General features: G+C 69.6%; 28 protein-coding genes. 17 read left to right on the plus strand and 11 right to left on the minus strand.

What is annotated here, in order from left to right; translation table 11 throughout:
• Positions 1-330 precede the first annotated feature (330 nt).
• The 7 genes from QWI33_RS26780 to QWI33_RS26810 all read left to right on the plus strand — a co-directional run bounded on the left by QWI33_RS26780 (position 331) and on the right by QWI33_RS26810 (position 8,760).
• Positions 331-1,185, plus strand: coding sequence for a hypothetical protein (locus tag QWI33_RS26780; RefSeq protein WP_289959756.1), 855 nt, complete (start codon positions 331-333; stop codon positions 1,183-1,185).
• 321 nt (positions 1,186-1,506) lie between these two features.
• Complete coding sequence (locus QWI33_RS26785; protein ID WP_289959757.1) at positions 1,507-2,364, plus strand: putative endonuclease domain-containing protein; 858 nt, start codon at positions 1,507-1,509, stop codon at positions 2,362-2,364.
• Positions 2,365-2,936: 572 nt separating this feature from the next.
• Positions 2,937-3,377: a hypothetical protein gene (locus QWI33_RS26790; RefSeq protein WP_289959758.1), complete on the plus strand. Its 441-nt coding sequence runs from the start codon at positions 2,937-2,939 to the stop codon at positions 3,375-3,377.
• A 36-nt stretch (positions 3,378-3,413) separates the two neighbouring features.
• Complete coding sequence (locus QWI33_RS26795; RefSeq protein ID WP_289959759.1) at positions 3,414-4,004, plus strand: DUF1707 SHOCT-like domain-containing protein; 591 nt, start codon at positions 3,414-3,416, stop codon at positions 4,002-4,004.
• A 299-nt stretch (positions 4,005-4,303) separates the two neighbouring features.
• Positions 4,304-7,279, plus strand: a complete 2,976-nt coding sequence (locus QWI33_RS26800; RefSeq protein ID WP_289959760.1) for a S8 family serine peptidase — start codon at positions 4,304-4,306, stop codon at positions 7,277-7,279.
• Positions 7,280-7,305: 26 nt separating this feature from the next.
• Positions 7,306-7,578 (plus strand): hypothetical protein, encoded by a 273-nt coding sequence (locus tag QWI33_RS26805; protein ID WP_289959761.1) that lies wholly within the window; start codon positions 7,306-7,308, stop codon positions 7,576-7,578.
• Positions 7,579-7,677: 99 nt separating this feature from the next.
• Positions 7,678-8,760 carry an arabinan endo-1,5-alpha-L-arabinosidase gene (locus QWI33_RS26810; RefSeq protein WP_289959762.1) on the plus strand — a complete coding sequence of 361 codons (1,083 nt, stop codon included), beginning with the start codon at positions 7,678-7,680 and terminating at the stop codon, positions 8,758-8,760.
• A gap of 349 nt (positions 8,761-9,109) precedes the next feature.
• Here the strand turns inward: QWI33_RS26810 and QWI33_RS26815 are convergent, their stop codons facing one another.
• The 4 genes from QWI33_RS26815 to QWI33_RS26830 all read right to left on the minus strand — a co-directional run bounded on the left by QWI33_RS26815 (position 9,110) and on the right by QWI33_RS26830 (position 12,819).
• Positions 9,110-9,472, minus strand: a complete 363-nt coding sequence (locus QWI33_RS26815) for a hypothetical protein (RefSeq protein ID WP_289959763.1) — start codon at positions 9,470-9,472, stop codon at positions 9,110-9,112.
• A 137-nt stretch (positions 9,473-9,609) separates the two neighbouring features.
• Complete coding sequence (locus tag QWI33_RS26820) at positions 9,610-11,478, minus strand: hypothetical protein (protein ID WP_289959764.1); 1,869 nt, start codon at positions 11,476-11,478, stop codon at positions 9,610-9,612.
• Between the two features lie 5 nt (positions 11,479-11,483).
• Entirely contained in the window at positions 11,484-11,801 is a 318-nt protein-coding gene (locus QWI33_RS26825; RefSeq protein WP_289959765.1) for a hypothetical protein, read from the minus strand.
• A gap of 295 nt (positions 11,802-12,096) precedes the next feature.
• Entirely contained in the window at positions 12,097-12,819 is a 723-nt protein-coding gene (locus tag QWI33_RS26830; protein ID WP_289959766.1) for a winged helix-turn-helix transcriptional regulator, read from the minus strand.
• 541 nt (positions 12,820-13,360) lie between these two features.
• On the opposite strand from QWI33_RS26830, the gene QWI33_RS26835 reads away from it, so the two are divergent.
• From QWI33_RS26835 to QWI33_RS26850, 4 genes are all read left to right on the plus strand, one after another.
• On the plus strand, positions 13,361-14,443 hold the full coding sequence (locus tag QWI33_RS26835; RefSeq protein WP_289959767.1) for a hypothetical protein: 1,083 nt from the start codon (positions 13,361-13,363) through the stop codon (positions 14,441-14,443).
• Between the two features lie 68 nt (positions 14,444-14,511).
• A complete protein-coding gene (locus QWI33_RS26840) occupies positions 14,512-15,234 on the plus strand; it encodes an LmeA family phospholipid-binding protein (RefSeq protein ID WP_289959768.1) in 723 nt (240 codons plus the stop codon).
• A 507-nt stretch (positions 15,235-15,741) separates the two neighbouring features.
• On the plus strand, positions 15,742-16,593 hold the full coding sequence (locus QWI33_RS26845) for a sulfurtransferase (RefSeq protein WP_289959769.1): 852 nt from the start codon (positions 15,742-15,744) through the stop codon (positions 16,591-16,593).
• A gap of 28 nt (positions 16,594-16,621) precedes the next feature.
• Positions 16,622-16,933 carry a DUF1416 domain-containing protein gene (locus QWI33_RS26850; protein ID WP_205326659.1) on the plus strand — a complete coding sequence of 104 codons (312 nt, stop codon included), beginning with the start codon at positions 16,622-16,624 and terminating at the stop codon, positions 16,931-16,933.
• A 151-nt stretch (positions 16,934-17,084) separates the two neighbouring features.
• On the opposite strand, the gene QWI33_RS26855 is transcribed toward QWI33_RS26850, so the two are convergent.
• Both QWI33_RS26855 and QWI33_RS26860 read right to left on the minus strand, forming a co-directional pair.
• Positions 17,085-17,606 (minus strand): hypothetical protein, encoded by a 522-nt coding sequence (locus QWI33_RS26855; protein WP_289959770.1) that lies wholly within the window; start codon positions 17,604-17,606, stop codon positions 17,085-17,087.
• Positions 17,607-17,721: 115 nt separating this feature from the next.
• Positions 17,722-18,276 carry a hypothetical protein gene (locus QWI33_RS26860; RefSeq protein ID WP_289959771.1) on the minus strand — a complete coding sequence of 185 codons (555 nt, stop codon included), beginning with the start codon at positions 18,274-18,276 and terminating at the stop codon, positions 17,722-17,724.
• A gap of 133 nt (positions 18,277-18,409) precedes the next feature.
• Here QWI33_RS26860 and QWI33_RS26865 point away from each other — a divergent pair, with 133 nt between their 5' ends.
• Complete coding sequence (locus QWI33_RS26865; protein WP_289959772.1) at positions 18,410-19,147, plus strand: AfsR/SARP family transcriptional regulator; 738 nt, start codon at positions 18,410-18,412, stop codon at positions 19,145-19,147.
• A gap of 166 nt (positions 19,148-19,313) precedes the next feature.
• Here QWI33_RS26865 and QWI33_RS26870 read toward each other — a convergent pair whose 3' ends face one another.
• The gene (locus QWI33_RS26870) at positions 19,314-19,754 is read right to left on the minus strand and encodes a carboxymuconolactone decarboxylase family protein (protein ID WP_353895561.1); all 441 of its coding nucleotides are present in this window, start codon (positions 19,752-19,754) and stop codon (positions 19,314-19,316) included.
• 69 nt (positions 19,755-19,823) lie between these two features.
• The gene (gene sigJ / locus QWI33_RS26875; protein WP_289959774.1) at positions 19,824-20,747 is read right to left on the minus strand and encodes an RNA polymerase sigma factor SigJ; all 924 of its coding nucleotides are present in this window, start codon (positions 20,745-20,747) and stop codon (positions 19,824-19,826) included.
• A gap of 90 nt (positions 20,748-20,837) precedes the next feature.
• On the opposite strand from sigJ, the gene QWI33_RS26880 reads away from it, so the two are divergent.
• Positions 20,838-21,485: a hypothetical protein gene (locus QWI33_RS26880; protein WP_289959775.1), complete on the plus strand. Its 648-nt coding sequence runs from the start codon at positions 20,838-20,840 to the stop codon at positions 21,483-21,485.
• A 27-nt stretch (positions 21,486-21,512) separates the two neighbouring features.
• On the opposite strand, the gene QWI33_RS26885 is transcribed toward QWI33_RS26880, so the two are convergent.
• On the minus strand, positions 21,513-22,598 hold the full coding sequence (locus QWI33_RS26885) for an NADH-quinone oxidoreductase subunit D (RefSeq protein WP_353895562.1): 1,086 nt from the start codon (positions 22,596-22,598) through the stop codon (positions 21,513-21,515).
• 224 nt (positions 22,599-22,822) lie between these two features.
• On the opposite strand from QWI33_RS26885, the gene QWI33_RS26890 reads away from it, so the two are divergent.
• Together QWI33_RS26890 and QWI33_RS26895 are read left to right on the plus strand one after the other, a co-directional pair.
• Positions 22,823-23,266, plus strand: a complete 444-nt coding sequence (locus QWI33_RS26890; RefSeq protein WP_289959777.1) for a DUF1707 SHOCT-like domain-containing protein — start codon at positions 22,823-22,825, stop codon at positions 23,264-23,266.
• 138 nt (positions 23,267-23,404) lie between these two features.
• Positions 23,405-23,938, plus strand: coding sequence for an SUKH-4 family immunity protein (locus tag QWI33_RS26895; protein ID WP_289959778.1), 534 nt, complete (start codon positions 23,405-23,407; stop codon positions 23,936-23,938).
• A 36-nt stretch (positions 23,939-23,974) separates the two neighbouring features.
• Here QWI33_RS26895 and QWI33_RS26900 read toward each other — a convergent pair whose 3' ends face one another.
• On the minus strand, positions 23,975-24,157 hold the full coding sequence (locus QWI33_RS26900) for a hypothetical protein (protein WP_289959779.1): 183 nt from the start codon (positions 24,155-24,157) through the stop codon (positions 23,975-23,977).
• Positions 24,158-24,248: 91 nt separating this feature from the next.
• Here QWI33_RS26900 and QWI33_RS26905 point away from each other — a divergent pair, with 91 nt between their 5' ends.
• Both QWI33_RS26905 and QWI33_RS26910 read left to right on the plus strand, forming a co-directional pair.
• Positions 24,249-24,653: a hypothetical protein gene (locus QWI33_RS26905; protein WP_289959780.1), complete on the plus strand. Its 405-nt coding sequence runs from the start codon at positions 24,249-24,251 to the stop codon at positions 24,651-24,653.
• Positions 24,654-24,835: 182 nt separating this feature from the next.
• Positions 24,836-25,222 (plus strand): hypothetical protein, encoded by a 387-nt coding sequence (locus QWI33_RS26910; protein WP_289959781.1) that lies wholly within the window; start codon positions 24,836-24,838, stop codon positions 25,220-25,222.
• A gap of 19 nt (positions 25,223-25,241) precedes the next feature.
• Here QWI33_RS26910 and QWI33_RS26915 read toward each other — a convergent pair whose 3' ends face one another.
• Positions 25,242-26,120, minus strand: coding sequence for a hypothetical protein (locus tag QWI33_RS26915; RefSeq protein WP_289959782.1), 879 nt, complete (start codon positions 26,118-26,120; stop codon positions 25,242-25,244).
• Positions 26,121-26,385 lie beyond the last annotated feature (265 nt).

Below are 26,385 nucleotides of genomic sequence, written 5' to 3' on the forward strand. Positions count from 1 at the left end.
GCGTCCGCGGCAGCGCGCTGCCTCGGGCGCCGCGCGCGGCCTCGACGTGGGATCGACGGCGCCGGGTTTCAGGCCGCATGCGCGGTGCCGGGGCATAAATCGTAGTCCCATCGTTGTGCGGGCCGTCGCACTGGGTGTGCGACGGTTCGCTCGCGGCAGGGCGGAGGGAGCGGTTCGTCCCTGTACGGCCCCTTCGCCTTTGCCAGGCGATGCGACCTGGGGATTTCCGGGGGCCACGGTGTCGGCGGATGCCTGTACGATCGAGGTCACCCCGGTGAAGCCCGATCACCGCGACCGATTGCCCCCGAGCAGACGAGGCGTGTAGAAGCGATGACGTATCCGCCCCCCGGCGGTGGGAACCCGCAGTATCAGCTGCAGCCCGAACCGCAGCAGCCCAGCGACCCCTACTCGCAGGGCTACAACAGCACGCCTCCGCCTGGCAACTACTACCAGCAGCCGCAGCCGCCGCAGCAGTACACGCAGCCGCCGATGCAGTCGCCGATGCCGCCTGTGGGCGTGCAACCGGGCTACCCGTCGGCGCCCGGCTCGATCCTGCCCCCGCCGCTCCCGCCCGCGAAGCAGGGCGGCAACCTGCCGGTGATCCTGGGCGTGATCGTCGCGCTCGTCGTGGTCCTCGGCATCGCCGCGGTCCTGATCATCCCCGGGATGGTCGACGACGACGATCCTCAGGCCGGCGACGGTGACACCTCCGAGAGCGTCGAACCCTCGAAGGAGGAGGAGACGACCGAGGCGGCCGAAGAGACGACTGCGGAAGAGGAGGCGGCCACCCCTGACGCGGGCGGCGCCTTCAGCGAGTGGGGACCGCCGTCCAGCTCCGACGATTTCGACCCGGCCTCACCCGAGGGTGTCGCGATCGCCTACCAGGTCGCGCAGAACACGGGCGACGACGACGCCATGCGGGCGCTGGTGAGCGCTGATGCGACCTCCAATATGACCATCGACCTCGAATGGGAAATCGAGGACACGACGGAGCCCTACCCGTACCCGTACTGGGGCATGGCGCGCGAGGACGCGGACGGCACCATGCGGGCCTGGGCGGGCTGGACCATGGACGACTCGGCCCCCGATGAGGAGTCCGACATCGTCACCGGCTACACGTACACGCTGGTCGAGGAAGACGGCGCCTGGAAGCTCTACGACGTGGAGTACGGGTTCGTCGAGTAGCGACTCCGACAGCGAGCGAGATTCGAAGAGGAACGGCCGTGGAAAGCCTTGGGCTCCACGGCCGTTCTCTGTATGCACCCTTCGGGACCGAACGGTCTCCGAGCCGGGTTCACGAGCGGGCACCTCCGCAAAGCCCCTGTTCCGCGCCATTCGCAACCACCGGAATCCGTGAGCGGATTCTTCCGCCGGCAGCCGGATCCACAACCCCGAATCTCGCTCTTGCCAGCCGCTCACCTGCTATTTCATTCCGAATCCCCAGAGTTATCCACAGGCCGAAAAGTTGTTGTTGACGCTCTGGAGCGACTCGGCGACAGTTGGTATATGACGCAGATACCGATGTACCGCACCATGACAGCCACGATGAACCGGCCGCTCGACCAGGCGCTCCACGACGCGAGCGAGACCCCTCAAGACCTCCTCATGCGCTTCGAGGCCGCATTCGAAGCGAACTTCAGCCTGGTGGCCACAGGCCGCACCGCGGCCTGGATCCACGGCTTCGATGTGCTGCCACCGGGAGCGGACCAGCGCGAATGGCCCGTGGAGAGTTCGCCCGATCCACCGCTGGCGGACATCACGGTGATCGACGGCCTGCCGGTGACCCGCTTGGCGCGCACCCTGGTCGACTGCGCGGCCGATCTCCCGCGGCTGGAGGCGGTGGCCGCGGCGGACCAGTTCCTGCGGGCCGGCATCGACGCGGGCAGCCTCTCGGCCGCACTCGAACCGCTGCACGGCGACCGGCTCAGACGGGCGAACGCGACCCTGCTCGCTGCCGACCCGCGGTCGGAGTCGCCGATGGAGTCCTGGACGCGCTGCCTTGTCAGCGACGCGGGCCTGCCGGCGCCGGTCCCGCAGCTGCGGGTGCGGACGCCGAACGGGCGCTCCAGGTTCCTCAACCTCGGTTGGGAGCAGTGGCGGGTCGGGGTGGAGTACGACGGCCTGGGCACGCATCTCGGCCTGGCCGCCGAGGCCGCCAACCGGCCGCCCCGGCACCAGGTGCTCGAGAACCTTGGCTGGGAGGTGCTGGTCCTCACCGCCTCCGATGTAATGGAGCACCCGCGGCCGTGGCTGGTCCGGCTCCGGGAGATGCTCCTCGACCGCGGCTGGGACCCGGACACGAATGAACTGCGCGACATCAACGAGCGCATCGAGGCGGTGCACATGGCGGTGGGCCGAGGCTGAACCGGCGCCGGACCGGTGGCGGGGGAAGGCGCCTCCCGCCCGCCGGCCCGGCGAACCGAAACCTAAGGGCGACAACGAATCGCCGAGGCTACGAACCTGCGGGCCGGTCGGGCCGTCGAGCGGTCGGCGCCGCCGCAGGAGATTTGAACGGCGCGGGGTGGTCGGTGGGCCGGTCGAGCCGTCGAGCGAGCAGCGCCGCCGCAGGAGAGCGGAACGGCATGGTGGCGGGCGGGCCGAGGGTGGTCGGTGGACTGGCGGCGGGTGGGCAAGGGAGGGGTGGGTGGGGGGCGGGGGGGGGGAGGGCCCCAAAGGGTCCCGGCGAACTCGCCTGCAGAGTCAGAGGAGGCGCCCCGGGCGAACCCGCCCGCAGAGTCAGAGAAGACGCCCCTGGCAAACCCACCCGCGTAACCCAGGAAGAGTCCCGGCCGGTCCCGCCCGCTTTGCCCGAGAACGCGCGCATCCCCGAAATCGGGGCCCGTCGGCCGATCTCACGGTTTGCAATCGTGGCCCGGGATCGGGGCGGCGCCGGGCTAGGATCGGTGCGAGCATCGTTCGAATCGTCAGGAGCGGCAGTGGCGGAAGGGTCCTTCACCGGGTTCGCGCGCCCCGCCGTGCCCACCCCCCAGGAGATCCGCGAGTGGGCGCTCGACCCCTACTCGACCGCCCCCGAAGGCCGCCAGTGGGACCTCACCCTCGCCACCGACGAGCTCGTCGACACCTGGCTCGACCTCGCCGCCGACGCCACCTGCCCGAAGCGCTCCTTCGCGCTCCACGTGCTCTACATCTACGCCGGCGACGCCGTGCGCACCAACTTCCGGGTCCACTCGCGCAAGCGCGTCGACCGCCTCCTCGAGAAGGCGGTCGATTCCCGCGACCAGTACGTTGAACTCTGGGCCGCCAACACGAAAGCGCTCATCCGCCAGCCCGACCTGTTCGACTACCACGAATGGTGCAACGGCGGGCTGGTGCGCGGACCCCGGCGGCTGAGGCCCGGCCCCACGAGAAAGCCTTGACCCGATGAAGCCCATGACGAAGCCTGCGAGCCACCGATGACGCACGACCCGAACATGCGCGTCTCCAACGCCGAGCGCGAGGCGATCCTCGCCAAGCTCCACGCCGCCACCGAGGAGGGCCGCCTCGACCTCGACGAGTTCGCCGACCGCTCCCGCCAGGTCTACGAGGCCCGCACCTACGGTGAGGTCGAGCGCCTCCTGGCCGACCTGCCCGACACCGGCGGCGCCCTCGCCGTGCCGACCGCCAAGAAACCGGTCCCTGAGGGCCCGACCGAGCTGCGCCTCAAGCCCACCGGCTCCTCCGTGAAGCGCGACGGCGACTGGGTCGTGCCGCCGAAGATCCTCATCAATGCGACCGGTTCCTCGGTGAAGCTCGACTGCCGCCATGCGGTGATCCGCACCGACACGGTCGAGATCGACGTGAAGCTCCTCGGTTCCTCGCTCACCGTCGTGCTGCCCGAGGGCGCGTACGCAGTGGACGACAACACGGAGATGTTCGGCAGTTCCGTGAAGAACCGCGCCACCTACAAAGGAGGCACGGCCATCCGCTTCTCGGTCGCGGGCAAGGCGACCGGAAGCTCCGTGAACTTCCGGCACGAGCGCCGATTCCTCTGGTGGCGCTGGTGATCGCGCTTTTCGCATTGCGCGCAATTCACTGAATAACCACCTGCCGGAACCGAATATGTCACGGCCTCATAACAGTCATGCCTGATACCGGCATTCTCCTCATATGAGGGTTTACAGCGAACCAACCTCGCAATAGGCTCGTTTCCGTGCGCCGCGGCGCGGCCGCAGATCGCTGTCCGCGCCGGATCACTCACCCACGGCGCACGTCCCCCTTGAGAGGAGCTCATCGCATGGGATCTCCGTCCCTCCGCAGGCGAGGGCGCGCGTCGACGCGCGCCCGAGCCAGAACCAGAGCCGTAATGGCGGCCGCGGCCGTCCCCCTGGTGGCCATCGCGTTCACCACCGCCGCCGCACCCGTCTCGGCCGAGCCCCCCACGCTCCCTGAGGTCACACCCGAATACCTCAAAGAGGGTGCGGCGCTGCCGGTCGACTACAAGGACGGCAACTACATCGTCCAGCTCGCCTCGGACCCCATCGCCACCCACGAGGCCACCGCGCCCGCCGAGGGCGAGACGATCGACTTCGAGGCCTCGGCAGTCGAGGAGTACCGCAGCACCCTCGCCGAAGAGCGCGAGGCGGTCATCAACGAGTACGACGTCGACGCGACCGCCGCGTACGACACCGTCCTCAACGGCTTCGCCGCGAACCTGACCGCAGCCGAGGCCGAGGAACTAGCCGCGAGCGACGACGTCGCCGCGGTGATCCCCGAGACCATCTACCAGCCGACCGCCGCGGTCGACACCTCGAGCTTCCTCGGCCTCTCCGGCGGGAACGGCTCCTGGGAAGACGAGTTCGGCGGCCCGAAGGACGCCGGCGAAGGCGTCATCGTCGGTGTCCTCGACACCGGTGTCTGGCCCGAGAACCCGGCCCTGGCCCCGCTCCCCGAGCCGCGCCCCGACCAGGCCGTGATCGACGCGAAGTGGAACGGCGAGTGCGTCACCGGCGTCGACGAGGACCCGGCCAACAACGTCGAGTGCAACAACAAGCTCATCGGCGCCCGCTACTTCGACACCTGGGGCTACGCCGAGGACGGCTTCGCCTCGCCCCGCGACCAGGACGGCCACGGCACCCACACCGCCACGACCGCCGCGGGCAACTACAAGACCAAGGTCGAGATCGACGGCGAGAAGATCGGCACGTTCTCCGGCATGGCCCCGGCCGCCCGCGTCGCCGCTTACAAGGTCTGCTGGGGCGGCTGCCCCGGCGCCGACCTCGTCGCCGGCATCGAAGCGGCCGTGAACGACGGCGTCGACGTCATCAACTTCTCGATCGGCTCCACCGGCACCCCCGAGTTCATCGACTCGGTGTCGCTCGCGTTCTTCAACGCGGCCGCGGCGGGCGTCTTCGTGGCGGCCAGCGCCGGCAACGACGGCCCGACCTCGACGGTCGACCACCAGGAGCCGTGGGTGACCACGGTCGGTGCGTCGACGCACGACCAGACGTTCCGCACCGAGGTCGAGTTCGGCCGCGAGGAGATCCCTGCCGCCGCTGCGGTGGGCGAGGCCAAGTGGTACGTGAAGAACGCGGTTGACGCGGCGTTCGACGGTACCGACCCGGCTGCGGCGTCCCGCTGCGATGCGGGCACGTTGGACCCGGAGAAGACCGAGGACTTCGCGATCATCTGCGAGCGCGGGAACCTGTTCAGCGCCAATGCGGACCAGGTTGCGGCTGCGGGCGGTGTCGCGCTGATCGTGCGCGACCAGTACGAGCGCGGTGCGGCCACCACGGTGACGTCGCAGGCGGTTCCCGTGGTGCACGTGAGCTACGAGGACGGTCTGGCGCTTGCCGAGTGGGTGGATTCGAAGTCGAACCCGCGCATCGAGGTCGAGACTTCGGAGCTGGACTACCAGAACGCGCCGAGCATGGCGGCGTTCTCGTCGAACGGTCCGGCGCTGGCGGCGGAGCAGAACCTGCTGAAGCCTGACATCACGGCTCCCGGTGTGGAGATCCTGGCCGGCATCACGCCGTTCAACCACGCGGGAAACGATTTCGCGACGAACCAGGGCACGTCGATGTCGAGCCCGCACATCGCGGGTCTGGCGGCGCTGCTGAAGTCGGCGCACCCGGAGTGGTCGCCGATGGCGGTCAAGTCGGCGATCATGACGACGGCGTACCAGACCGATCAGAACGGTGACCCGATCCAGCGCGGTGGCGCGGATGCGACGCCGTTCGACTTCGGTGCGGGGCATGTCGACGGTCAGGCGATGTTCGATCCGGGTCTGGTGTACGAGTCGAACCCGACCGAGTGGATCCAGTACATCTGCGGTACGCCTGAGGCCGGGAAGGTCCAGTCCTACTGTGACGCTTTGGGTTCGATCGACCCGTCGCAGCTGAACTACCCGTCGATCACGGTCGCGGAGCTGACCGGTTCGTACGAGGTGACGCGTACGGTGACGAACGTGTCGGAGAAGAAGAGCTCGTACAAGGCCGAGATCACGGCTCCGGCGGGCTTCGAGGTGACCTCTGACGTCACGAAGTTCACGCTGAAGCCGGGTGAGTCGGCGACGTACACGTTGACGATCACGCGTACTGACGCGGCGTTCGACGAGTGGGCGTTCGGCGATGTCACGTGGGTGGAGAAGAAGGGCACCAAGACGGTGCACGAGGTCCGCTCGCCGATCGTGGTGAAGCCGGTGCAGTTGGCGGCTGCGGATGAGGCGACCTTCACGGGCGCTTCGGGTTCGGCGACGCTTTCGGGCACGTCGGGCTTCGACGGTTCGCTGGGCGCTTCGGTGTCGGGTCTGGTGGCGTCCGAGGTGAAGACGGCGTCGCTGTCGGACCCGGACTCGTCGACGTTCCCGTCGGAGGCGCCGGTGGAGAACTCGCACGCGGTGTCGTACGAGTTCACGACGCCGGAGGATGCGGCGCTGGTGCGGTTCTCGACGTTCGATGCGGATCACCCGGCGGGTACGGACCTTGACCTGTTCGTGTACACGAAGGCTGCTGACGGCGCGCTGACGCTGGTGGGCAGTTCGGCTTCGGGCGGTTCGAACGAGACCGTGTCGCTGCCGGGCGGCTACACGTTCGTGGTGTTCGTGGACGAGTGGGCCGGTCCTTCTCCGTTGGAGGCGAAGCTGCACGCGTGGGTGGTTCCGGGTGCCGACGAGGGGAACCTCGCTGTTGATCCGGCCGAGCAGTCGGTCGCGATGGGCGATGAGTACTCGGTGGGTCTGACGTGGTCGGGCCTGGCTGAGGGGCAGCGGTTCCTCGGCACGGTGAACTACTCGGCCGATGGTTCGGCGATCGATTCGACGATCGTGGGGATCACTACCTGATGGGTTGAGCCGCAAGGCTTGACGTGATGGACGCGCCCGTCGTGGGCGACCGGGGCCGGAAGGCCCTCGGTCGGCTGCGGCGGGCGCTGTCGTGTTCCGGTGGCCTTCATGGGGGTTTCGTGCCGGGGCCGGTCTCGGCGCTCGTTCGGCATGCTGTAGCCGACCGCAAGCTGACGCTCCCGTTCGTCAACTTCTGCAACGTTCCTGATCTTCAAGCCGACGTGTCCCGGCTCCGCGAGCTCTGGGCCGTGCTTCGCGGGGAGGACTGGGCGGAGGACCCTGAGCTGGGGCGGGAGTAGCCGGGTTCCGGATCTGTCTCGGGCGATTGACCGCACCTCGATGTTCCCGTTAACATTGAGTCGTTTCAATCCATCGATTCACGGACAAGGCGGTCTTCCATGCAACGGAAGCGCACCACCCTCATCGCCGCGACCGGCGCGATCGGCCTCGCCGCCGCGGCGCTGGCGATCATCACGCCGGCCGCGCTCGCCGACCCCGGCAACGGCAACGGGAACGGGAACGGCAACGCGCGAGGTCACGACCGGCAGCAATGCGACATCGAAGCGCCCGCCGCGCTCGGCGGCGACCTCGGCGCCCACGACCCGGGCCTCTTCGCCCCCTGCACCGACGGCGACCCCTGGTACGTGTTCGCCACCGGCTGGGGCCCCCTCGGCGACGGCAACGTCACCATCCGCTCCTCCACCGACGAAGGCGCCACCTGGAACTACGTCGACACCGTGTGGGACGCCAAGCCCCAGTGGCTCAAGGACGCCGTCCCCGGCGTCGACAACATCTGGGCCCCCGAGATCTACTTCGACGAGGACCAGGACCGGTACTACCTGTACTACTCGGCCTCGACCTTCGGCAAGCAGCGCTCGGTCATCGGCGTCGCCACCAACGAAACCCTCGACCCCGCCGACGACGACTACGAGTGGGTCGACGAAGGCCAGGTCTGGGAGTCCAACCCCGGCGACCCGTACAACGCGATCGACCCGACCATCCTCGAGGCCGACGGCAAGCACTACATGGCGTACGGCTCCTGGTGGCAGGGCATCTACATGCTCGAGCTCGACTGGCCTTCGGGCAAGGCCGCGAACGGGGCGGCGCCGGTCCACATCGCCGGCCGCGGCGGCGCCGGCATCGAGGCGCCCGCGCTGACCGAGCACGACGGCTACTACTACCTCTTCACCTCATGGGACGTCTGCTGCGCGGGCGCCGACTCGACCTACAACATCCGCGTCGGACGCTCCACCTCCCCGACCGGGCCGTTCGTGGACGCGAACGGCGTCGCCCTCACCGACGGCGGCGGCACCCTGGTGCTCGGCGCCCACGGCGACTACGTCGCGACCGGCGGACAGTCGATCTCCAACGGCCTCATGGCGTACCACTCCTACCACCAGGACGGCCACTTCGACCTCGGCATCGAGACGATCGAATGGAACGCCGAAGGCTGGCCGCTCCTGGACGGCGGCGAGGGCTAAGCGAACAGCCTCGACGGAGTCGGGGCTAGGAGCACAACCTCGACGGAGTCGAGGGCGGGGAGCAAGCCTGGACGCCGTCCAGGACCGACAGCCCTTGACCGGCAAGGAACAAGAACAAGACCGTGACGACCTCTCGGACCGCCCGGATCGGCCCGAGGACGACACGCACGACTGAAGACCGGTGGGCCCACTGCAAAGCGGGCCCACCGTGCATTTCACGAAGTCTCGGCGTTGTCAGCGTCGCGGCATGTCGTGCTTGAAGCGGTACGCCTTGCTGAGCGTGGCGGCGCAGGCGGCGAGCACGGCCGAGAAGACCGGGCCGGTGACCTTCGAGTCGAGTGGGGCACTGTCAGCGTCGCCGGGTGTCGCGCTTGAAGCGGTACGCCTTGCCGAGCGTCGCGGCGCCCGCGATGAGCACCGCCGAGAAGACCGGGCCCGTGAACTTCGGGTCGAGCGGGGCATCGACGGCCGACAGGATGATCGCGAGCAGGATCGGCACGACCAGCAGCCCGATGCCGGCCAGGACGAGCTGTCGGTGCTGGGCCTCCTCCTCCGCGGTCAGGCCCGAGGGGCCTACCGGTCCGGGCGCGTACGGGTGCGGATTCGACTGCAGCCCTTGCGGGTGCGCGCCCGGCTGCACACCCGGCTGCGGGTGCTGCGGCGGGACGCCAGGCTGCGGGTGCGGCTGACGGGGATCGGGCTGGTACGTCATTGCTGGCGCTCCGTTCGCGTCGGGGGGTTCGTTCGGAACACCCTCGCCACGCCCGTCACGGCTCGGTCATGAGTCCGTCCCCGAACCGGCACGGGCCGCGACCCCGAAGGGTCGCGGCCCGCCGCTTCGCCGTGCGATCAGGCGTAAGGATCGTCGTCGATGGCGCGGATGCCCCAGATCTCCTCGTCCTCCTCGAGCCAGTCGCGGTGCTCGCCTTCGGCCTGCTGCTCGCCGCCCATGCCGCGTCCGCCGCCGGCACCGCCGCCCATCATGCCGCCCATGCCGCCGCCGCCGCGGCCACCGCCTGCGGCTCCGCCCCCCGAACCGCCGCCTTCCAGAGTGGAGGTCCCAGGGCCGACCGGGAACGAGCCGCCGCTGCCGAGCGTCGACCCGCCGCTGGCGAGACCACCGCTCGTCCCGCCGGGCGGCACCAGGCCGCCGCCACCGCCGCCCGCACCGCCGCCGGCGGCGTCAGGCGAAGGCGGCACACTGCCGGGCACGAAGCCGCCCGAGCCCGCGTCCAGGCCCCCGTAGTCGTCTCCGAGCATGTCGGAGGCCTCCCGGAACGTCGACGGGTTCGACGGCTTGGCCTCCGGCGCGAACGTCCCCGCCGACTCCTCGGCGTTCTCCCACCGGTTGATGACGTCCTCGTTCGCGATCCGCGCCCGCGACTCGTAGTCGTCCAGACCAGCGCTCATGTCGCTGCTCATCTCGTTGTTCGCGTCGGCCTGCGCCCACGCCGCGCACTGTTCCGGGGTGGGCGGCGGCTTGTCGTTCTTGAACTTGTTCATGTAGTACTCGGTCTGCGCCTCGACATAGTTCGAGACCTCGCGCAGGTAGTCCTTGTCGAACCCGCCGAGCTCCAGCAGCGAGCCGACGAGCCCGCCCGAGTGCCCGCACCCGTTCGTCACGTCGCACAGCCCGCTGCGGAACGGCGGGCGCACATGCACGTACGGATCGGTGTACATCGACTCGAGGTCCGAGATCCAGTACAGCGGCGCGGGATACGGCAGCTCCCCCGAGGAGCCGCCCTGCAGGCCGTAGAACTCGTCGGCCTTCTGCTCCAGCAGCCCCACCGCGCCGGAGGAAAGGTCGCCGATGTCGTCGCAGATCGACGCGCAGTTGGACATCACCACCTCCACCTGCTCGGCGAACGCGTCGAAGTCGTCGCCCTGCCAGTGCTCGGAGAGGCTTCGCAGGCCCGCCTTGAGGGTCGGGGCGATCCCGCTGGTCGGGTCGGTGTCGAACCCGTCCTTGAACGCCTGCCAGTGCGTGCTGATCGCCCTGAGCGCGTAAGTGTCCGGGTTGTCGGGGCGCACTTGGGACACCAGCGACTGGATGGCGTCCTGGCCGGGAGCGGCCGTGCCGGTGGTGACGACGGTGAGGTTGCTGACCTGCCCTACCTCGGGGATGGCGGAGACCAGTTTGATCCAGGCGGCCTCGGCGGGGTTCTCGGTGTTCTGGCAGGTCGCGTGCGAGCAGGGGGCGCCGGAGAGGAACAGGGCCTGGGCGTCCATGCGCTGGTACTCGAAGTCGGCCGAGTTGTCGGGGGCCTGGCCGTCCCATTCTTCGCGCTCGTAGGTCTGACGGCCCTGGTGGTCCTTGTCCTCGTCTTCTTCCTCTTTCTTGCCGTCGTCCTCGTCCGTTTCCTCGTCTTCGTCTTCGTCGTCGTCGTCCTCGTCGTCATCGGAGTCGTCGTCGGGGTCGTCGTCTTCGGAGTCGTCGTCCTGCTCGTCGGCGTCGTCATCTTCGTCGCCTTCGGCGTCGTCGTCCTCGCCGGCGTCCTCGTCGTCCGAGTCCGCATCCGGGTCCTCCTCCGAGCCCTCGGCGGGTTCGTCGTCATCCGCGTCGGGGTCGGCAGGGGTGTCGACGGGTTCCTCGTCCGGGTCCGGTTCGACGGCGCGGTCGGGGTCGAGTTCGTCGTCGTAGTTCGGCTCCTCGCCGAGGTCCGGGTCCTGCGGCTCGTCCTGCGGCTGGTTCTGGTTCTGCTGCTGGGTGTCTGACATGGCGATCAGTCCCTACCGCGTGACATCTGGACGGCGGAGGTCTCGTCGTCCTCGACGGCCCGCTCGGCGACACCGTCGAGCGTGGCGATGATGCCGGTCAAGTCCGCCCGCAGGTCCTGGAGGTTGGTCCAGGTCTGCCGGTGGAACTCGCGGTAGGCGTCGCGCGCGGTCAGGGCGCCGTCGAGCAGCCCGAACCCGGGTTCGACGCCCAGTTCGTTGCCGTTGCGCAACTGATCGATGAGGGTTTCGAGGTAGTCCAAGCGGCCCTGGGCGACCTCGCGGAACACCGCGAGGGCTTCGGGGTCGACGGAGCGATCGGACACGGGGTCACACTCCAAGAGGGAAGGTTAGGTCCAAAGCGAACTCAATTCTAACCACCGAGAGCAATAGCATGGGTACGTAGAGTTGCGGCATTTGTCCCGATAGGACCATTCTCTCGCCCCATTGATAATGGTAAGTTTTCCTTATTCGATTGCATTTTTCTTTCCGTGTCTCGACTCAGGAATCACTGATTCACCAGAGAGCGCAATCGCAACTCTGTCAACTTTGGACACAACGAAATGAGCGGGCCCGCTCAGCGGACCCGCTCGAAAGTCACTCGTCAGTGGAAGCCGGGAATCAGGCGTCGACCCGCTTGGGGGCGGGCTCGGACTCGCGGAGGTTCTCCGGCGGCGGGGCCACGAACTTGTAGCCGACCTGCCGCACGGTGCCGATCATCGACTCGTACTCGCTGCCGAGCTTCGCGCGCAGGCGCCGCACGTGGACGTCGACGGTGCGGGTGCCGCCGAAGTAGTCGTAGCCCCACACCTCCCGCAGCAGCTGCTCGCGGGTGAAGACGCGGCCGGGGTGCTGGGCCAGGAAGCGCAGCAGCTCGAACTCCTTGTAGGTGAGGTCGAGCGGCGTGCCTTTGAGCTTGGCGGCGTACGTGTCCGGGTCGACCGTGAGGTCACCGGCGCGGATCACGGCCGGGCCGGCGGCGGTGGCCGCGTTCGGCTTGCCGGTGGCCAGGCGCAGGCGCGCTTCGACTTCGGCGGGGCCGGAGGAGGCGAGCAGGAAGTCGTCAACACCCCAGTCGGCCTGCAGCGCGGCCAGGCCGGCCTCGGTGACGATGGCGTACAGCGGCACGGTCAGTCCGGTGGCCTGGAGAACGCGGCAGGTGGCGCGGGCGTCAGCGAGGTCCGATCTGGCGTCGACCATGACCGCGTCGGGGCTCGGGCCGCTCAGCAGCGCCCGTACGTCCCGGCCGGCGTAGCGCGCACGATGGGGCAGCAGTTCCAGCGAGGGCAGGATCGACTCAGGGGACTCCGGAACGGGGTTGGAAGTGAGGATAAGGATTTCCACAGCAGTCCTCCGCTGGTTGGTGAGCACACGCGACTATCGCTCTTCCCGGCGTCGGCGGCGGGCGGGCTTACATGCGGTAGGTGGAGTCCTGGACAAGTGTAAACGGTCACCAGTCAAAAGACCAGCGTCACCACGGCGAAACCTCACCATGCGGGATGCCTCTGCGGTAGGTCTTCGACAAGCCGCGTTCACCGGATCGATACGAAGCGGTCACGAACGCGACCTGCGCCGTTGGCCCGCATCCGGATCCGGGGCCCGATCGCGACCGGGGCCCGACCGGGCTCCGAGCACCTCCCCCAACTGTCCACATGATGGGACGATGCGGCACCGGGGGCGGACCGTGGCCCGGCGGCGTCCCGCCCGACGCCCGAGGCCGCGCCGGACGTGCGCCACCCGCTCCTTCCGTGCGGGTGGGCGACGGTCCGGCACCGGATCCGCCCGACCGGACGCGGCGTCACGCAACGTGCCCGACGACCGTCCGCAAGGGTGACTCATGGCCAAGGTAGCGAGCCGGGATTTCCTGCTGCCGTAGGCTGTGGACGTGTCGTACAGCCGACCCGACGAGACCTGGGGCTACGAGCCTCCCGAGGCGCCCGGCGCCGCCGAGGGCGCCGCCTGGGGCGACGCCTACGCCGGAACCGCCGACGCCGCGGACGAGCGCGGGGGGCCGGCCTACCCCGGGCCCGACGCCCCGCCCAGCCGCTCCGAGCGCCGCCGCGCGGCCGCCCGCTCCGGCGAGACCCCCTCGGGGAGCACCGGCGCCTACCGGACCACCGGCCCCGGCGGCGCCGAGGACCACACCCTCCCGCCGCCCAGCCCCGCCCTCCTGCACCGCCTCCCCGCCGTCGCGGCCACCATCGTCATCAGCGCCGGTCTCGTGCTCGGCGCCCAGATGGAGCGCCCCGTCTACGCCGCCGGGATCGCGGTCCTCCAACTCGCCATGGTCGGCCTCGTGACCTGGGTGCGCCGGATCGAGGGCGCCTGGGTGCCGCTCGCCGTCGCCGCGCTGCTCGCGATCGCCGCCGATGCGGCCGCCGTCGTCTGGACGCCCGTCTCGCTCGTGCCGATCACGGTGCTCCTCGCGCTGGCGTTCGGCGTCGCCGTCGCCGCGCAGCTCGTGCGCCGCACCCACGTCGGCGTCACCGAGAACCTCGGGTTCACGATGCTGCTCGGCCTCGCCGTCTGCGGCTACGCCTGCTACATCGCGCTCTCGCGGCTCGGTTCGGCCCCGCCCGCCATGTACTCGGCCGTCGTCGCGGCCGGCACGGCGATCCTCGCCGCGCGGGCCGTCGACCTCGTCATGCCCGATCCGCGCATCAACCGGCAGGTGACCCGGGGCGCGTTCGGCATCGTCATCGGCACCATGTGCGGCACCGCCTCCGCCGCGTACGCCGGGCTCGTCATCGAGGGCCCCGACCCCACGCACGCCGCCGTCGGCGGGCTCCTCATCGCGCTCACCGCGGTCCTCGCCGACCTCGCGTGCGGGTACATGTCCGCCTCGCGGCGCATCGACGGCGCGGGCACCGCCCCGAACCCGGTGGTCAGCGCCGCCGGACCGCTCCTGGCGTTCGCCATCACCGGCCCCGTCGTGTACCTCTTGAGCGCCTATTACATGATCGACTGACACATTCCGTCCGTCGACCGCCCTTTGGCGCACCCCGCCGGGCACACCGCTGCACAGGAGACCCTCTGGTGAAGATCCTCCGCCGCCTGCTCATCACCCTCGTCATCGTCGCCGCGGTCGTCGCGCTCGGCGACCGGGTCGCGAACGCGCTGGTCGAACGCCGCATCGCCGACGAGGTGGCGAGCACCGCCGCCGCGAACGGCGCCTACTCCGACCAGGAACCCGACGTGAAGATCCACGGCTGGCCGTTCCTCACCCAGGCCTGGACCGGCGAGTTCGAGCAGATCGACATCACGCTCCGGGACGTCGGCTCGAACGGCCTCACCTTCCCGTCCCTGGAGATGGTCGCGCACGACGTGGACGCCGACTGGCGCGAGCTGCGCAACGGCGGCGACGCCGTCGCGAGCACCCTCGACGTGACCGGCTCCGTCTCGGTCGACTCGATCGAGGCGATCGTGGCCGAGCAGACCGGCTTCGACCTCCAGGTCGACGCGGACGGCACGGCCTCCCTGACCGGCTCGCGCGAGTTCCTCGGCGTCCAGGTCGACCTCGAGGCCACCGGCGACTTCGAGTTCGCCGACAACACGCTCACCTTCACGCCCGACGCGGTCGAGTCCCTCACCGAGGGCCTGCCGCCGCAGGTGCAGCCGCTCGTCGACCAGGCCGCCGGCGAGTTCGCCTCCACCGTGGAACTGCCCGAACTGCCATATGGGATCCAACTGTCGGAGATCCGATTCGACGGCGACGTCGTCACGATCTCGGGCAACGCCCGGGACGTCGTCCTCACCTGATCCACCTGCGCTTTCACTGCCCGCCCGCCGCCAGCGCGGGCGGGCACCGGGCGGCACCGGCCCGTAGCTCTGGGTCTTCGTCACAGTCCGCATCGCGAGAACGGGTATGGATTCGGCCCGGGAAGTCTGCTAGCGTTCCAGCCATGCGCAAGCCGATGCTCACCAAGCGGCGCGCGATCGACTACTGCATGATCGCGACCACGCTCTGTCGAATGCCCTAGGCGACTCGCCAGGCCCCAAGAGGCCCGACGGCGGTCGCCGCATTGCGGCCCAGCGTGCGCGAACTTCAGAGCAAGGCTTACGACTCACCACAAACCCAAGGCCCGCTTGCGACAAGCGGTACTGCTCGGGTGTGACGTCAATCGGCTCGAATCCCGGACCATCTGTCCAGGACGAACCCTGCTCAGCTGCGAACAGCAGCGTTCCGCCCCCGCTTCGCACCACGTACTGGGCTCGCTCTCTGACCTAAGAACCCAAGTTTCATTTACGTTCAGGAGAGAACAAGCCATGGCTCGTGAAGACGTGCTGGTCACCGCCGATTGGGCGGAAGAGAACCTCGACACCCCCGGAGTCGTGTTCGTCGAGGTCGACGAAGACGCCTCCGCCTACGACTACGGCCACATCAAGGGCGCGGTGAAGATCGACTGGAAGGACGACCTCCAGGACCCGATCCGCCGCGACTTCGTCAACCAGGAGCAGTTCTCGCAACTCCTTTCCGAGCGCGGGATCTCGAACGACGACACCGTCGTCCTCTACGGCGGCAACAACAACTGGTTCGCCGCCTACGCGTACTGGTACTTCAAGCTGTACGGCCACGAGGACGTCAAGCTCCTCGACGGCGGCCGCAAGAAGTGGGAGCTCGACGCCCGCGACGTGACCGCCGAGATCGTCAAGCGCGAACCCACCAACTACGTCGCCAAGCCCCTCAACTGGGACCTGCGCGCCAAGCGCGACGAGGTCGAGGCCGCCATCGGCGTCAAGAACCTCATCGACGTGCGCTCCCCCGACGAGTACGCCGGCCGCCTCCTGGCCCCGGCCCACCTCCCGCAGGAGCAGTCCCAGCGCGCCGGCCACATCCCCACCGCGCTCAGCGTGCCGTGGAGCAAGGCCGCGAACGAGGACGGGACCTTCAAGTCCGAGGCCGAGCTGCGCGAGCTCTACGTCGGCGACGCCGGCCTGGACGAGTCCAAGTCGACGATCGCGTACTGCCGCATCGGCGAGCGCTCCAGCCACACCTGGTTCGCGCTCCGCGAGCTCCTCGGCTACGAGGACGTGAAGAACTACGACGGCTCCTGGACCGAGTACGGCTCCCTGGTCGGCGTCCCGATCGCGCTCGGCGACGAGCCCGGCACCAAGTAACACCGGCGACGGTAGGAAAGGAATACCAATGTCTGACAGCTGCGCTGCACCCGACCAGGACGCGGCCCTGCCGGCGTCGGTCGACATCGAGAAGGAGACCGTGCTCACGGGCACGGTCGTGAACGACGAGGGCGAACTCGTGCAGGGCGCCTACGTGCGTCTGCTCGACGGCTCCGGCGAGTTCACGGCCGAGGTCGTGACCGGTGAGGGCGGGCAGTTCCGCTTCTTCGCCGCCCCCGGCAAGTGGACGCTGCGCGCGCTCTCGCGCTACGGCGACGCCACCGGCGAGGTCGAGGCCGACCGCGGTCTGAACGAGACCAAGCTGGCCGTGAGCCGCTAGTCGATCACGAGTATCGAGACCGACCGGGGCGATTCAGCTCGTATCCCAGTCTGAAAGGCGGGGCCGCACCAGCGGCCCCGCCTTTTGCATGCCGCCGAACGATAAGGGACCGGCCGCATCTGCGGCCGGTCCCTTGTGTTTCGGGGTCGTTCTAGCTCACCTGGTAGGAGCTGGCGCGGTTCGCCCAGCCGCCCGAGGCGGTGTTGAGGTTGGCGAGGGCGTCGATCCAGGTCGACGAGGTGCCGGTGGCGGAGTCGTTGTCGAAGAGCTTGACGTCGCAGGAGTTGTAGGTGCGCACCGAGCTGGCCTTGTTGGTGAAGGACCCCATGTGGGTGATCGTGAACTCGACCGGGGAGTACGCGGACGAGCAGGTGTGGGAGCCCGGCACGGTCAGGGTGTGGGTGCCGGTGGAGGTCCCGTAGTTGGTGTCGCCGTACATCCGCAGCAGGACCGTGTCCGCCTGGAGGCCGACCGAGCTCGCGGCGAGGGCCGCCTCCGGCGAGTCGGCGCACGTGAGGTCTTCGCGAACGAGGTTGTAGACGCAGTGGTCGCCGGTGGTGTCGGCCTGCGCGGCGCCGGGAGCGAGGAGCAGCGCGACCGCAGCGAGGGCGAGCACCGCGGCGGCCTTGGCGCGCCGATGGAGCGGGAAGTCTTGCCGTTTGCGTTCAGACATGACGGAACCGTAAGCGCCGCAATGCATATGGAACCCGTTTCAGGTCGTATACGCGGCGTATACGCGGCGGGCCCGGCCGCATGTGCGGCCGGGCCTCATCGGTATCGGTGTCGGTCTAGCTGACCTGGAAGGAGCTGGCGCGGTTCGACCAGCCGCCCGAGGCGGTGTTGAGGTTGGCGAGGGCGTCGATCCAGGTCGACGAGGTGCCGGTCGCATCGGCGCTGTCGAACAGCTTGACGTCGCACTGGTGGTAGGTGCGCGCGGAGCTGGCGCGGTTGCTCCAGCCCGCGGAGGAGAGGTTGACGACGGTGAACTCGACCGGGGTGTACGCCGCGGTGCAGTTGTAGGTGCCGTCCACGGTCAGTGTGAACGTGCCGTTGGCGGTGCCGTAGTCGACCTGGTCGTAGAGGCGCACCAGGGTGCTGGTGGCCTGGATGCCGACGTCTCCGGCGTCGGCCGCGTCGGCGGCTAGGGCCGCTTCGGGGGTCTCGGAGCAGGTGAGCTCGTCGCGGGTGAGGTTGTAGACGCAGTGATCGCCGGTGGTCTCGGCCTGCGCGGCGGAGGGGGCGAGGACCAGCGCGCCGGCGGCGGCCGTGAAGGAGAGCGCCAAGGCGACCAAGGCGCGCTTGCGGTCGGGGGATCCGGAGTGCTTCTCGATGCGTTTGACCATGACCGAACCGTATGTGGCGCAGTGGATATGAAAGCAACTTCAGATCGCATACGCCGCGTATAAGATGGAGCGACCCCTCGTCGCGAACACTTGTGCACCCCGCCGGCCGGAGGAGTCCCGTATGGAGTTCCGGATGCTCGGACCACTTGAAGTGCTCATCGACGGGGTTCCCGTCCATCTGGGAGGCAGCCGCCAGCAGACGGTGCTCGGGGTGCTGCTCGCGAACGCGGGCCGCCCGCTGCCGCGGCGGCGGCTGGGCAGCCTGGTGTGGAACGACCCGCCGCCTTCGGCCGGACCGAACCTGCGCACCTATCTGCGCCGTCTGCGGTCGGCACTGACCGATCCGCTCTCACTCGAGTCGCGGGTGGTGGCGGACCGGCGGCAGGTCACGTTGCGGACCGAGCCCGGGGAGCTCGACCTGGAGGTGTTCGACAGCTTGTGCCGCAGCGCGGATCGGGCGCGGGAGGCGGGCGATGCGGCGGGGGCGGTCGCGGTGTACGACCGGGCGCTGCGGCTGTGGCGCGGGAATCCCTTGGAGGGCGTCGACGTCGACAACCCGCTCTACGCCACCGCCGTCGAGCTCACCGAGCGGCGCTACGCAGTGGAGTCGCGGCGGTGGGGGCTGCTCGTCGAATCCGGCGATTTCGGAGCGGCGATCGGCGAACTTCGCGCGGCGATGGTCGCGAACCCGTTCCGCGAACGGCTCGCGGAGCTGCTGATGGTCGCGCTGTACAAGGACCACCGGCGGTGGGAGGCCTTGCAGGTCTTCGCCGAGACGCGGGATCTCATGGTCGACTCGCTCGGCTTGGAGCCGGGCCCGGAGCTCAGGCGCGCGCACCGGCGCATCCTGGACGACGACCTGGCACCTTAGGATGCGGCCCTCACGGTCGCGTGCCGTTCGGATTGCCGTGCGGTCCAGGCGTCGCCGGTCTGCCCCGGCGCATCGGTCCGGGGACGGCCACGGCGCCGTGGCGGCTCCGTGGGGTGCGCTTCGGCTTACCCGGTCGGGGGGGCGCGCCCCCCCCCCGGCCGCGGCGTTAGCCGTTCATGTCCTTGTAGCGGGCCGTCTTGGTGGCCGGGTCGTAGAAGCCCGCCGGGGTCCGGAGGGCGACGTTGATGCGGTTCCAGGCGTTGATCTGGGCGCACATGGCGACCAGGGCGGCAATCTGCTCGTCGTCGTAGTGCTTGCGCACCTGCTCCCAGGTCTCGTCGGTCACGCCGTGCGGGTTGTCCGCGAGGCGGGCCGACTCCTCGGCCAGGGCGAGCGCGGCGCGCTCGGGCTCGGTGAAGGCGGGGGCTTCGCGCCAGACGGTGACCAGGTTGAGCCGCTCGGGGTCCTCGCCGGCGTGCACGGCGTCCTTGTAGTGCATGTCCACACAGAAGCCGCATCCGTTGATCTGGCTGACCCGGAGCTTGAGCAGTTCCATGGTGGCGAACGGGACCGGGCCGGTGTGGAAGAGCTTCTCGTTGGCGAGCATGTGCTTGTAGTACTGCTTGGCGAACTCGGTCTCGGTGAAGGCGAGTCGGGGTTCCATGGTGTTTCCTTCCTACTGTTCGGCCTGTGTGGTGCGCAGGCCGGCGAACTTCTGCGGGTTGCGGAGGTAGTCGACGGTGACGATGCGGCCGTGCTCGATGCCGAGGGCGATGACGCCGTCGACGATGCCGCCGGACACTGTGATGAGGGCGGGGCTGCCGTTGATGACGATCGGGCGGTGGGCGCGGTCGGCGTACTTGTGCGTGACGCCGACGAGGAAGCGGGCGACCTTGTCGGCGCCGCGGACCGGGTTGCGGGCGGCCCTGACGAGGCCGCCGCCGTCGGTGGTGAGGACCGCGTCCGGGTCGAGGAGACCGAGCAGTCCGTCGAGGTCGCCGGAGCGGGTGGCCTGCGAGAAGGCGTCGACGACCGCGCGGTGCGCCTCGGGGTCGACGTCGAAGCGGGGCTTGCGCTCCTCGACGTGCTCGCGGGCGCGGCTGGCGAGTTTGCGGCAGGCCGCGGGGCTGCGGCCCAGGGCCGCGCCGACTTCCTCGAAGGTGAGGCCGAAGACGTCGTGGAGGACGAACGCGGCGCGCTCGGCCGGGCTCAGGGTCTCCAGGACCACGAGCATCGCCCAGGACATCGAATCGGCGAGGCTCACCGAATCGGCCGGGTCCGGCGCGGTCTCGACCGGTTCGGGGAGCCAGGGCCCCACGTAGGCCTCACGGCGGGTGCGGGCCGCGCGGAGCACGTCGAGGGCCAGGCGGGAGGTGGTGGTGACGAGCCAGCCGGTGAGGTCTTCGATCTCCTCGATCTCGGTGCGCTGGAGGCGGATCCAGGCGTCCTGGACGACGTCTTCGGCTTCGGCGACCGAGCCGAGGAGGCCGTAGGCGACGCCGAAGAGGCGCGGGCGGAGTGCTTCGAACTGCGCGAGCGCGCGGCTCGCGGGAGGCGCCTCGGCGGGTGCCTCGGTGGGGTGCGCTTCCGGTCGGTTCATGCGAGGAGGACGGGACATGGTTCAAGAGTGTGACATCGGATCGCAGATTGTGATCGGCATCTCACCGAAGGCGTAGGGCAGACTTGTCCCGTGTTCTCGAACCTCTCGGAGCGGTGGCGGCGCCGCCTGCGCATCGCGGTCGTCGTGTGGGCGGTGCTGCTCGTCGCGGTCGCCTTCGCGGGCTCGCGCGCGACCGTGCGCGAGCAGGTCGACGCGGCCGGAGCCCGCGAGCTGCTCGACGCCGCGGTCGGCGAGGCGGCGGCGGTCTTCACCGGCGCGGCGGTCCTCGCGGTGGGCCCGCTGACCTGGGAGGCGTGCGACGTGACGCCGGTGCGCCAGGGCCTGTCGCTCGAACGGACCCTCCAGGTCTCGGGCGCCACGGTCGAGCACGTGGAGGCGCTGGCGGCACGGTTCGCCCTGCGCTCCTTGACCAGTGATCCCGACGGCGCCTCGTGGTCGGGCACGACCCAGGATTTCATCGGCGTGCGCGTCAACGCGCCCGCCGCCGACCCCCCGGGCGACCGCTGGGCCGAACCCGTGGCAGTGCAAGCGATCAGCGGCTGCAGGCCACTGGAGGCGCCCCTCGGGTCGTTCACGCCCGAGCCCCCGGCCGAAGCGACCGACGCCTGGGACTACGGCTCGATCGACTGCCCCGGCGGCGAGACCCTCACCAGCTGGACCGAGCAGGTCGACGCCCAGCCCATGCGCGTCCACGAGACCACCGGCGGCTGCACCTGAGCCCCACCGCTGCTCGGCCCTGCCCGCTCACTTGTCGATGTCGCCGACCACGAAGAACATCGAGCCGAGGATCGCGATCATGTCCGGGATCAGGCAGCCGGTCATCAGCGTCGCCAGCGCCTGCACGTTCGCGTAGGACGCGGTGCGCAGCTTCAGCCGCCAAGGCGTCTTCTCGCCCCGGCTCACCAGGTAGTACCCGTTGGCGCCCAAGGGGTTCTCGGTCCACACGTACGTCTCGCCCGCGGGCGGCTTGAAGATCTTCGGCTGCTTCGAGTGCACCGGCCCGCCGGTGAGCGACGCCTGCTCAAGGCATTGGCGCGCAAGTGAGATCGAGACGGCGACCTGGTCGAGCAGGCAGATGAAGCGCGCGTAGCAGTCGCCCTCGGTGCGCAGCACGACCGGGACGTCGAGCTGGTCGTACGCCAGGTACGGCTCGTCGCGGCGCAGGTCGAAGTCGAGGCCGCTGGCGCGCGCGACCGGGCCGGTCACGCCGTAGGCGGCGGCCGCGGCGGGGTCGAGCACGCCGACGCCTTTGGTGCGGGCCGCGAAGATCTCGTTGTGACGCAGGAGCTTGTCGAGCCGGACCATGCCGTGCTCGACCTCGTCGAGGGCGCGGTGCGCGCGTCCCTCCCAGCCTGAGGGGACGTCGGCTTTGAGGCCGCCGACGCAGTTGTACATGTAGTGGATGCGTCCGCCGCTGGCCTCCTCGAAGACCTCCTGGAGGCGTTCGCGTTCGGTGAAGGCGTAGAACATCGGGGTGATCGCGCCGATTTCGAGCGGGTACGAGCCGAGGAACATGAGGTGGTTGAGCACTCGGTTCATCTCGGCGAGGGCCATGCGCAGCCAGGTGGCGCGTTCGGGGACTTCGATGCCGGCGAGGCGTTCGGCGGCGAGGGCGACGCCGAGTTCGGAGGAGAACGCGGAGAGCCAGTCGTGGCGGTTGGCGAGGAGCATGATCTGGCGGAAGTCGCGCACTTCGTAGAGTTTCTCGGCGCCGCGGTGCATGTACCCGATGATCGGTTCGCATTCGGTGACGCGTTCGCCGTCGACGCGCAGCCGCAGTCGCAGCACGCCGTGGGTGGACGGGTGCTGCGGGCCGATGTTGAGCACCATGTCGGTGGTCTCGGTGCCGGCGCCGACGCCGACGATCAGTTGCTCCCGTTCGCTCACGGTCCCATCGTCGCAGCTTCCGGGCGATCGGGGAAGGGTCTGCCGCGGTGGAGCCGGCGAGTCGTGCGGGAGGATGGGGGCGAGGAGCGCGGCGGGGAGGTTTCCCTGGCGTGGGTTGCGGGGTGCTGGCATCCTTGAGGAGCATCCGACTATGGAGGTGTCGCCGAATGGACCGCGATCAGATGCGTGCGTCAGAGTCCGACCGGCAGGTCGTGATGGAGCGGCTGCGGGAGGCGGTCGAGGAGGGCCGCCTCGACGTGCTCGAGTACCAGGAGCGCGTGGACGCCGCCATGCAGGCGAAGGTCTATTCCGAGCTGGACATCCTGTTGTCTGACCTGCAGCAGCTGCCGCCCCCTGGGTTCGCGGAGGCCGGGCTGGAGCCGACCGCGGTCATGCCCGCGCAGCCGTTGTCGAAGGTCAATCAGCAGTTGCGCGACAGTGCGGACGCGGGCTCGCAGAAGTGGAAGATCGTCGGCGTCTCGGCCGCCGTCGCGGTGGTGCTGGCGCTGATCCTGATCGCGATCAATCCGCATATCTTCCTGTACATCGCGATCGGCGTCCTCGTGATCCTGGTCCTGTTCGTCGTCGCCGCCGTCGCTGGGCTCTTCTGACCGCGGCGTCCTCCCCGAAGCGCGGTGCGCCCGCAGCGACCGGCGACGAGCCGTGGTGGGACACCGACCCTTGGTACGCTTACCCGCTCGAAATCACCTCATCCCGGCGAGCGCCCCGATCCCCTGTGAGGAAGCACCGTGACCGACAGCGACGCTTTTCTGAAGGCCTGGGAGCCTGACAACACCATCCCGTACCCGCGGCGGCACTGGATGGAGGAGTTCGCCGCGCCCGCAGCGACCTACCCGGCGGTGGACTTCCTGCCGCTCGACATGTCCGCGGTCTTCACCGCGTACCTCGAAGGCGCGCAGTTCGACCTGTACAGCCTGATCAACCTGGAGATGGGCCCTGACGGGACGCTCGCGCTGGCCGTGATCGGCGCGGTCCCCGAGGAGCGGGACGACATGCTGTTCTGCCTCGACACCGACAACGGGCAGGTCCTGCTCCTGGGCGTCGGGGACGGGACGCTGGAGCTGGTGAACTCGACGTTCAAGGCGTTCGCCGAGTTCCTGTACCACTTCGCGCTCTTCATCGACGCGGACACGGGCGGCCTGGGCCGCGCCAAGCGAGCGAAGGCCTTGCGCGCCACGATGAACGCCATCGACCCGGCGGCGCTCGAGGACCGCGAGTCGTGGTGGAACGTCGCCCTCATCCAGCTGGGCTCGAAGCGCTGACCTGCGGGCCGGCGCTCTGGCCGCCCTCCTGAACGGTCAGGCGGGCAGGACTGCCACGCCGGTGCGTCCGCCGTCGGCGTCGATCACCGTGCCGTGGATGAACGCCGCCTCGTCGGACTCCCTCGAGCCGTGGCCGGCATGGCGCGACGCGGTGGCGGCCCGGTACCGCGCGCAGAGGGTCGATCTGCCCGCTCGGGGCCTGCCGAGCCAGGTGAACACGGCAGGAGACCTTCGCAGGACGGCGCGCTTCGTTCCGGTATGACCGGTCGCCGAACCGGGTACCCCTTCGATTCGAAGCAGAGGGGGAGACATGTCTGAACGACACACGGCTCACGACGGCGACCGCACCCGCGACGGTGGCGGGGACGCGGAGGACTACCGGGGCGAGCACTTCGGCCTGACCCCTGAGGAGGAGCGCCGGGGCACTCCGCTTCAGCAGGAGATCGGCGGGGACGAGCCGCAGATCGCGGGCGATCAGGACAATCCAGTGCCGGACCGCCCCGTGCCGGGCGAGCCGAACAGGCCCGACCCTGCCCAGCCGATCCCAGATCCGAACATGCCCGACCCCATGCGGCCGTATCCGGAGCCCGGTGATCCGACGCGGCCGTACCCGGACCCGAACCAGCCCGACCCGATGCGGCCCTACCCCGAGCCCGGCGATCCCGAACCGGGTCGGCCGCTGCCCGGCGGGCCGGTGACGCCGCATCCGCAGTAGGTGGAGAGTTCCGCGAAGATCGCGGCGACAGCGCCCGTATCGGCGGTGCGGGTGGAAGAGGCCGTGAGTCGACGGGCCGGCGGAGCGCAGCTCTGTACGGCCCGCTTTCTCTTGCCTGGTGGTCTATGCGTCTCGCGAGCTGCCCGGACAGGGCTGTCGGCCCGGCGTGATGTGATGGGCGAATGGCCAAGAACAAGAAACGGGCTCCTGATCCCCTGCGCTTTCTCGTGCTCGCCCGCACGCCCTCCGGGCACTACCCGCACCCTGTCGAAGTGGCGTTGTACCCGGACGGTGCGGACTCGATCACCGCGTTCTCGATCGGCCCGCATGTGGTGAACGCGGGCGGGCTGGTTCGCCTCTCGATCCTGATCGACGAGACGCGGGGCGAGCTGAATCCCTCCTTCAACATGGAATTCGATGCGGCAGAGCTGCACTGGCTGGTGCCGTTCCTGGTCCGCCTCCAAGCCGGGGAAGACGTGAAGGACGAAATCGTGGCCGCCTACCGGGACCTGCACGGTGCAGCGCCCGAGACGATGGAGATCGCCCGCCCGCGAAACTGGACGTCGTGATCCCCTGCGCCGCAGTGGTTCAGAGATCCGCGCCGATCCACTCCGGCGGGGCCGGGTCGGGATGGAACGCGACGAAGATCAGGTGGTCGTCACCCGGCCGCCGCGGATCGAACAGCACCTCCGAGAAAGCCGTGGTCGGTACTCCGGACCGGCCTCGGATGAAGCGGGTCACCCACCGTTCGACGCCGTGGGTGTCGGTGAACCGCACCGTGACCTCGGCGCCGACGATCGATCGCTGCCCCTGGTCGTTCGTCGCGGTGCGCAGCTCCACCCCGGTGACCGCGCCCGCGGTGCGGCGGCCCTCCATGAGCAGGCGGGAGCGGTCGGCGATCTGGCGCCGCAGGCTGCGGTAGTGGCTGATCGAATGGGCCACGACGAGACCGGCGATGACCACGGCGATCCCGGGCAGCCAGACATCCGCGTAGTAGGCGATCCATCCGAAGACGCTCCAGGCAGTGTCCTCATGGAACACCGGATCCAGCCTGATCCCGACTTCGAGCGGTTCCAGCCAGGTCGGCGCGTCCGCCACGACGGCGGCGGCGACCGCGCAGACCGCCAGGGCCGCCAGGATCCGTGGCTGCCGCTCCCCGCTCCGGTAGGTGTCGAGCAGCCACGACGCCGCAATGGAGCCGAAGAGGGTACCGGCCGTGCCGAGGGTCCAGAGGTACCCGAGCGTGCCGCCGCCCCAGAACGTCGGGAACGGCAGCCGGTCGTCGAAGACGCTGTCGATGATCGAGTGCCGCAACATGTCTGCGGTCGCCCCGATGGCGAGGCCGAGCAAGACGGCGCACCCGGTCATGACCGTTGCGACGACGACCGCCCAGGCGAGGAAGCGCCGATCCCCTGCCCGCTGCCGCCGCTTCGCGCGCCGCACGGCCGCTGGGTCCATTGTGCTCATCGCGGACCTCCTCGTGTTCCGCCGCCGTGCGGGCGGCCGGTGACGGCGCGACCCGCATTGCGGGGGCGCGTCCCCTGCCACGGTGAGCGGGGGCTTCGCCAGCATCGCGCGTCGCAACGGCCTACCGATCACAGCTTTCGCAGACCGGCCCGGACGAGCGGACGGGCCGACCTTGCGGTCGGCCCGTCCGGCATTCGGTCTTCGTCGGTCGCTGCGAGATCAGGCGGTGAGCTGGTCGAAGACCAGCGGCCACCAGGCCCCTGCC

The sequence above is a fragment of the Glycomyces tritici genome (assembly GCF_030403505.1).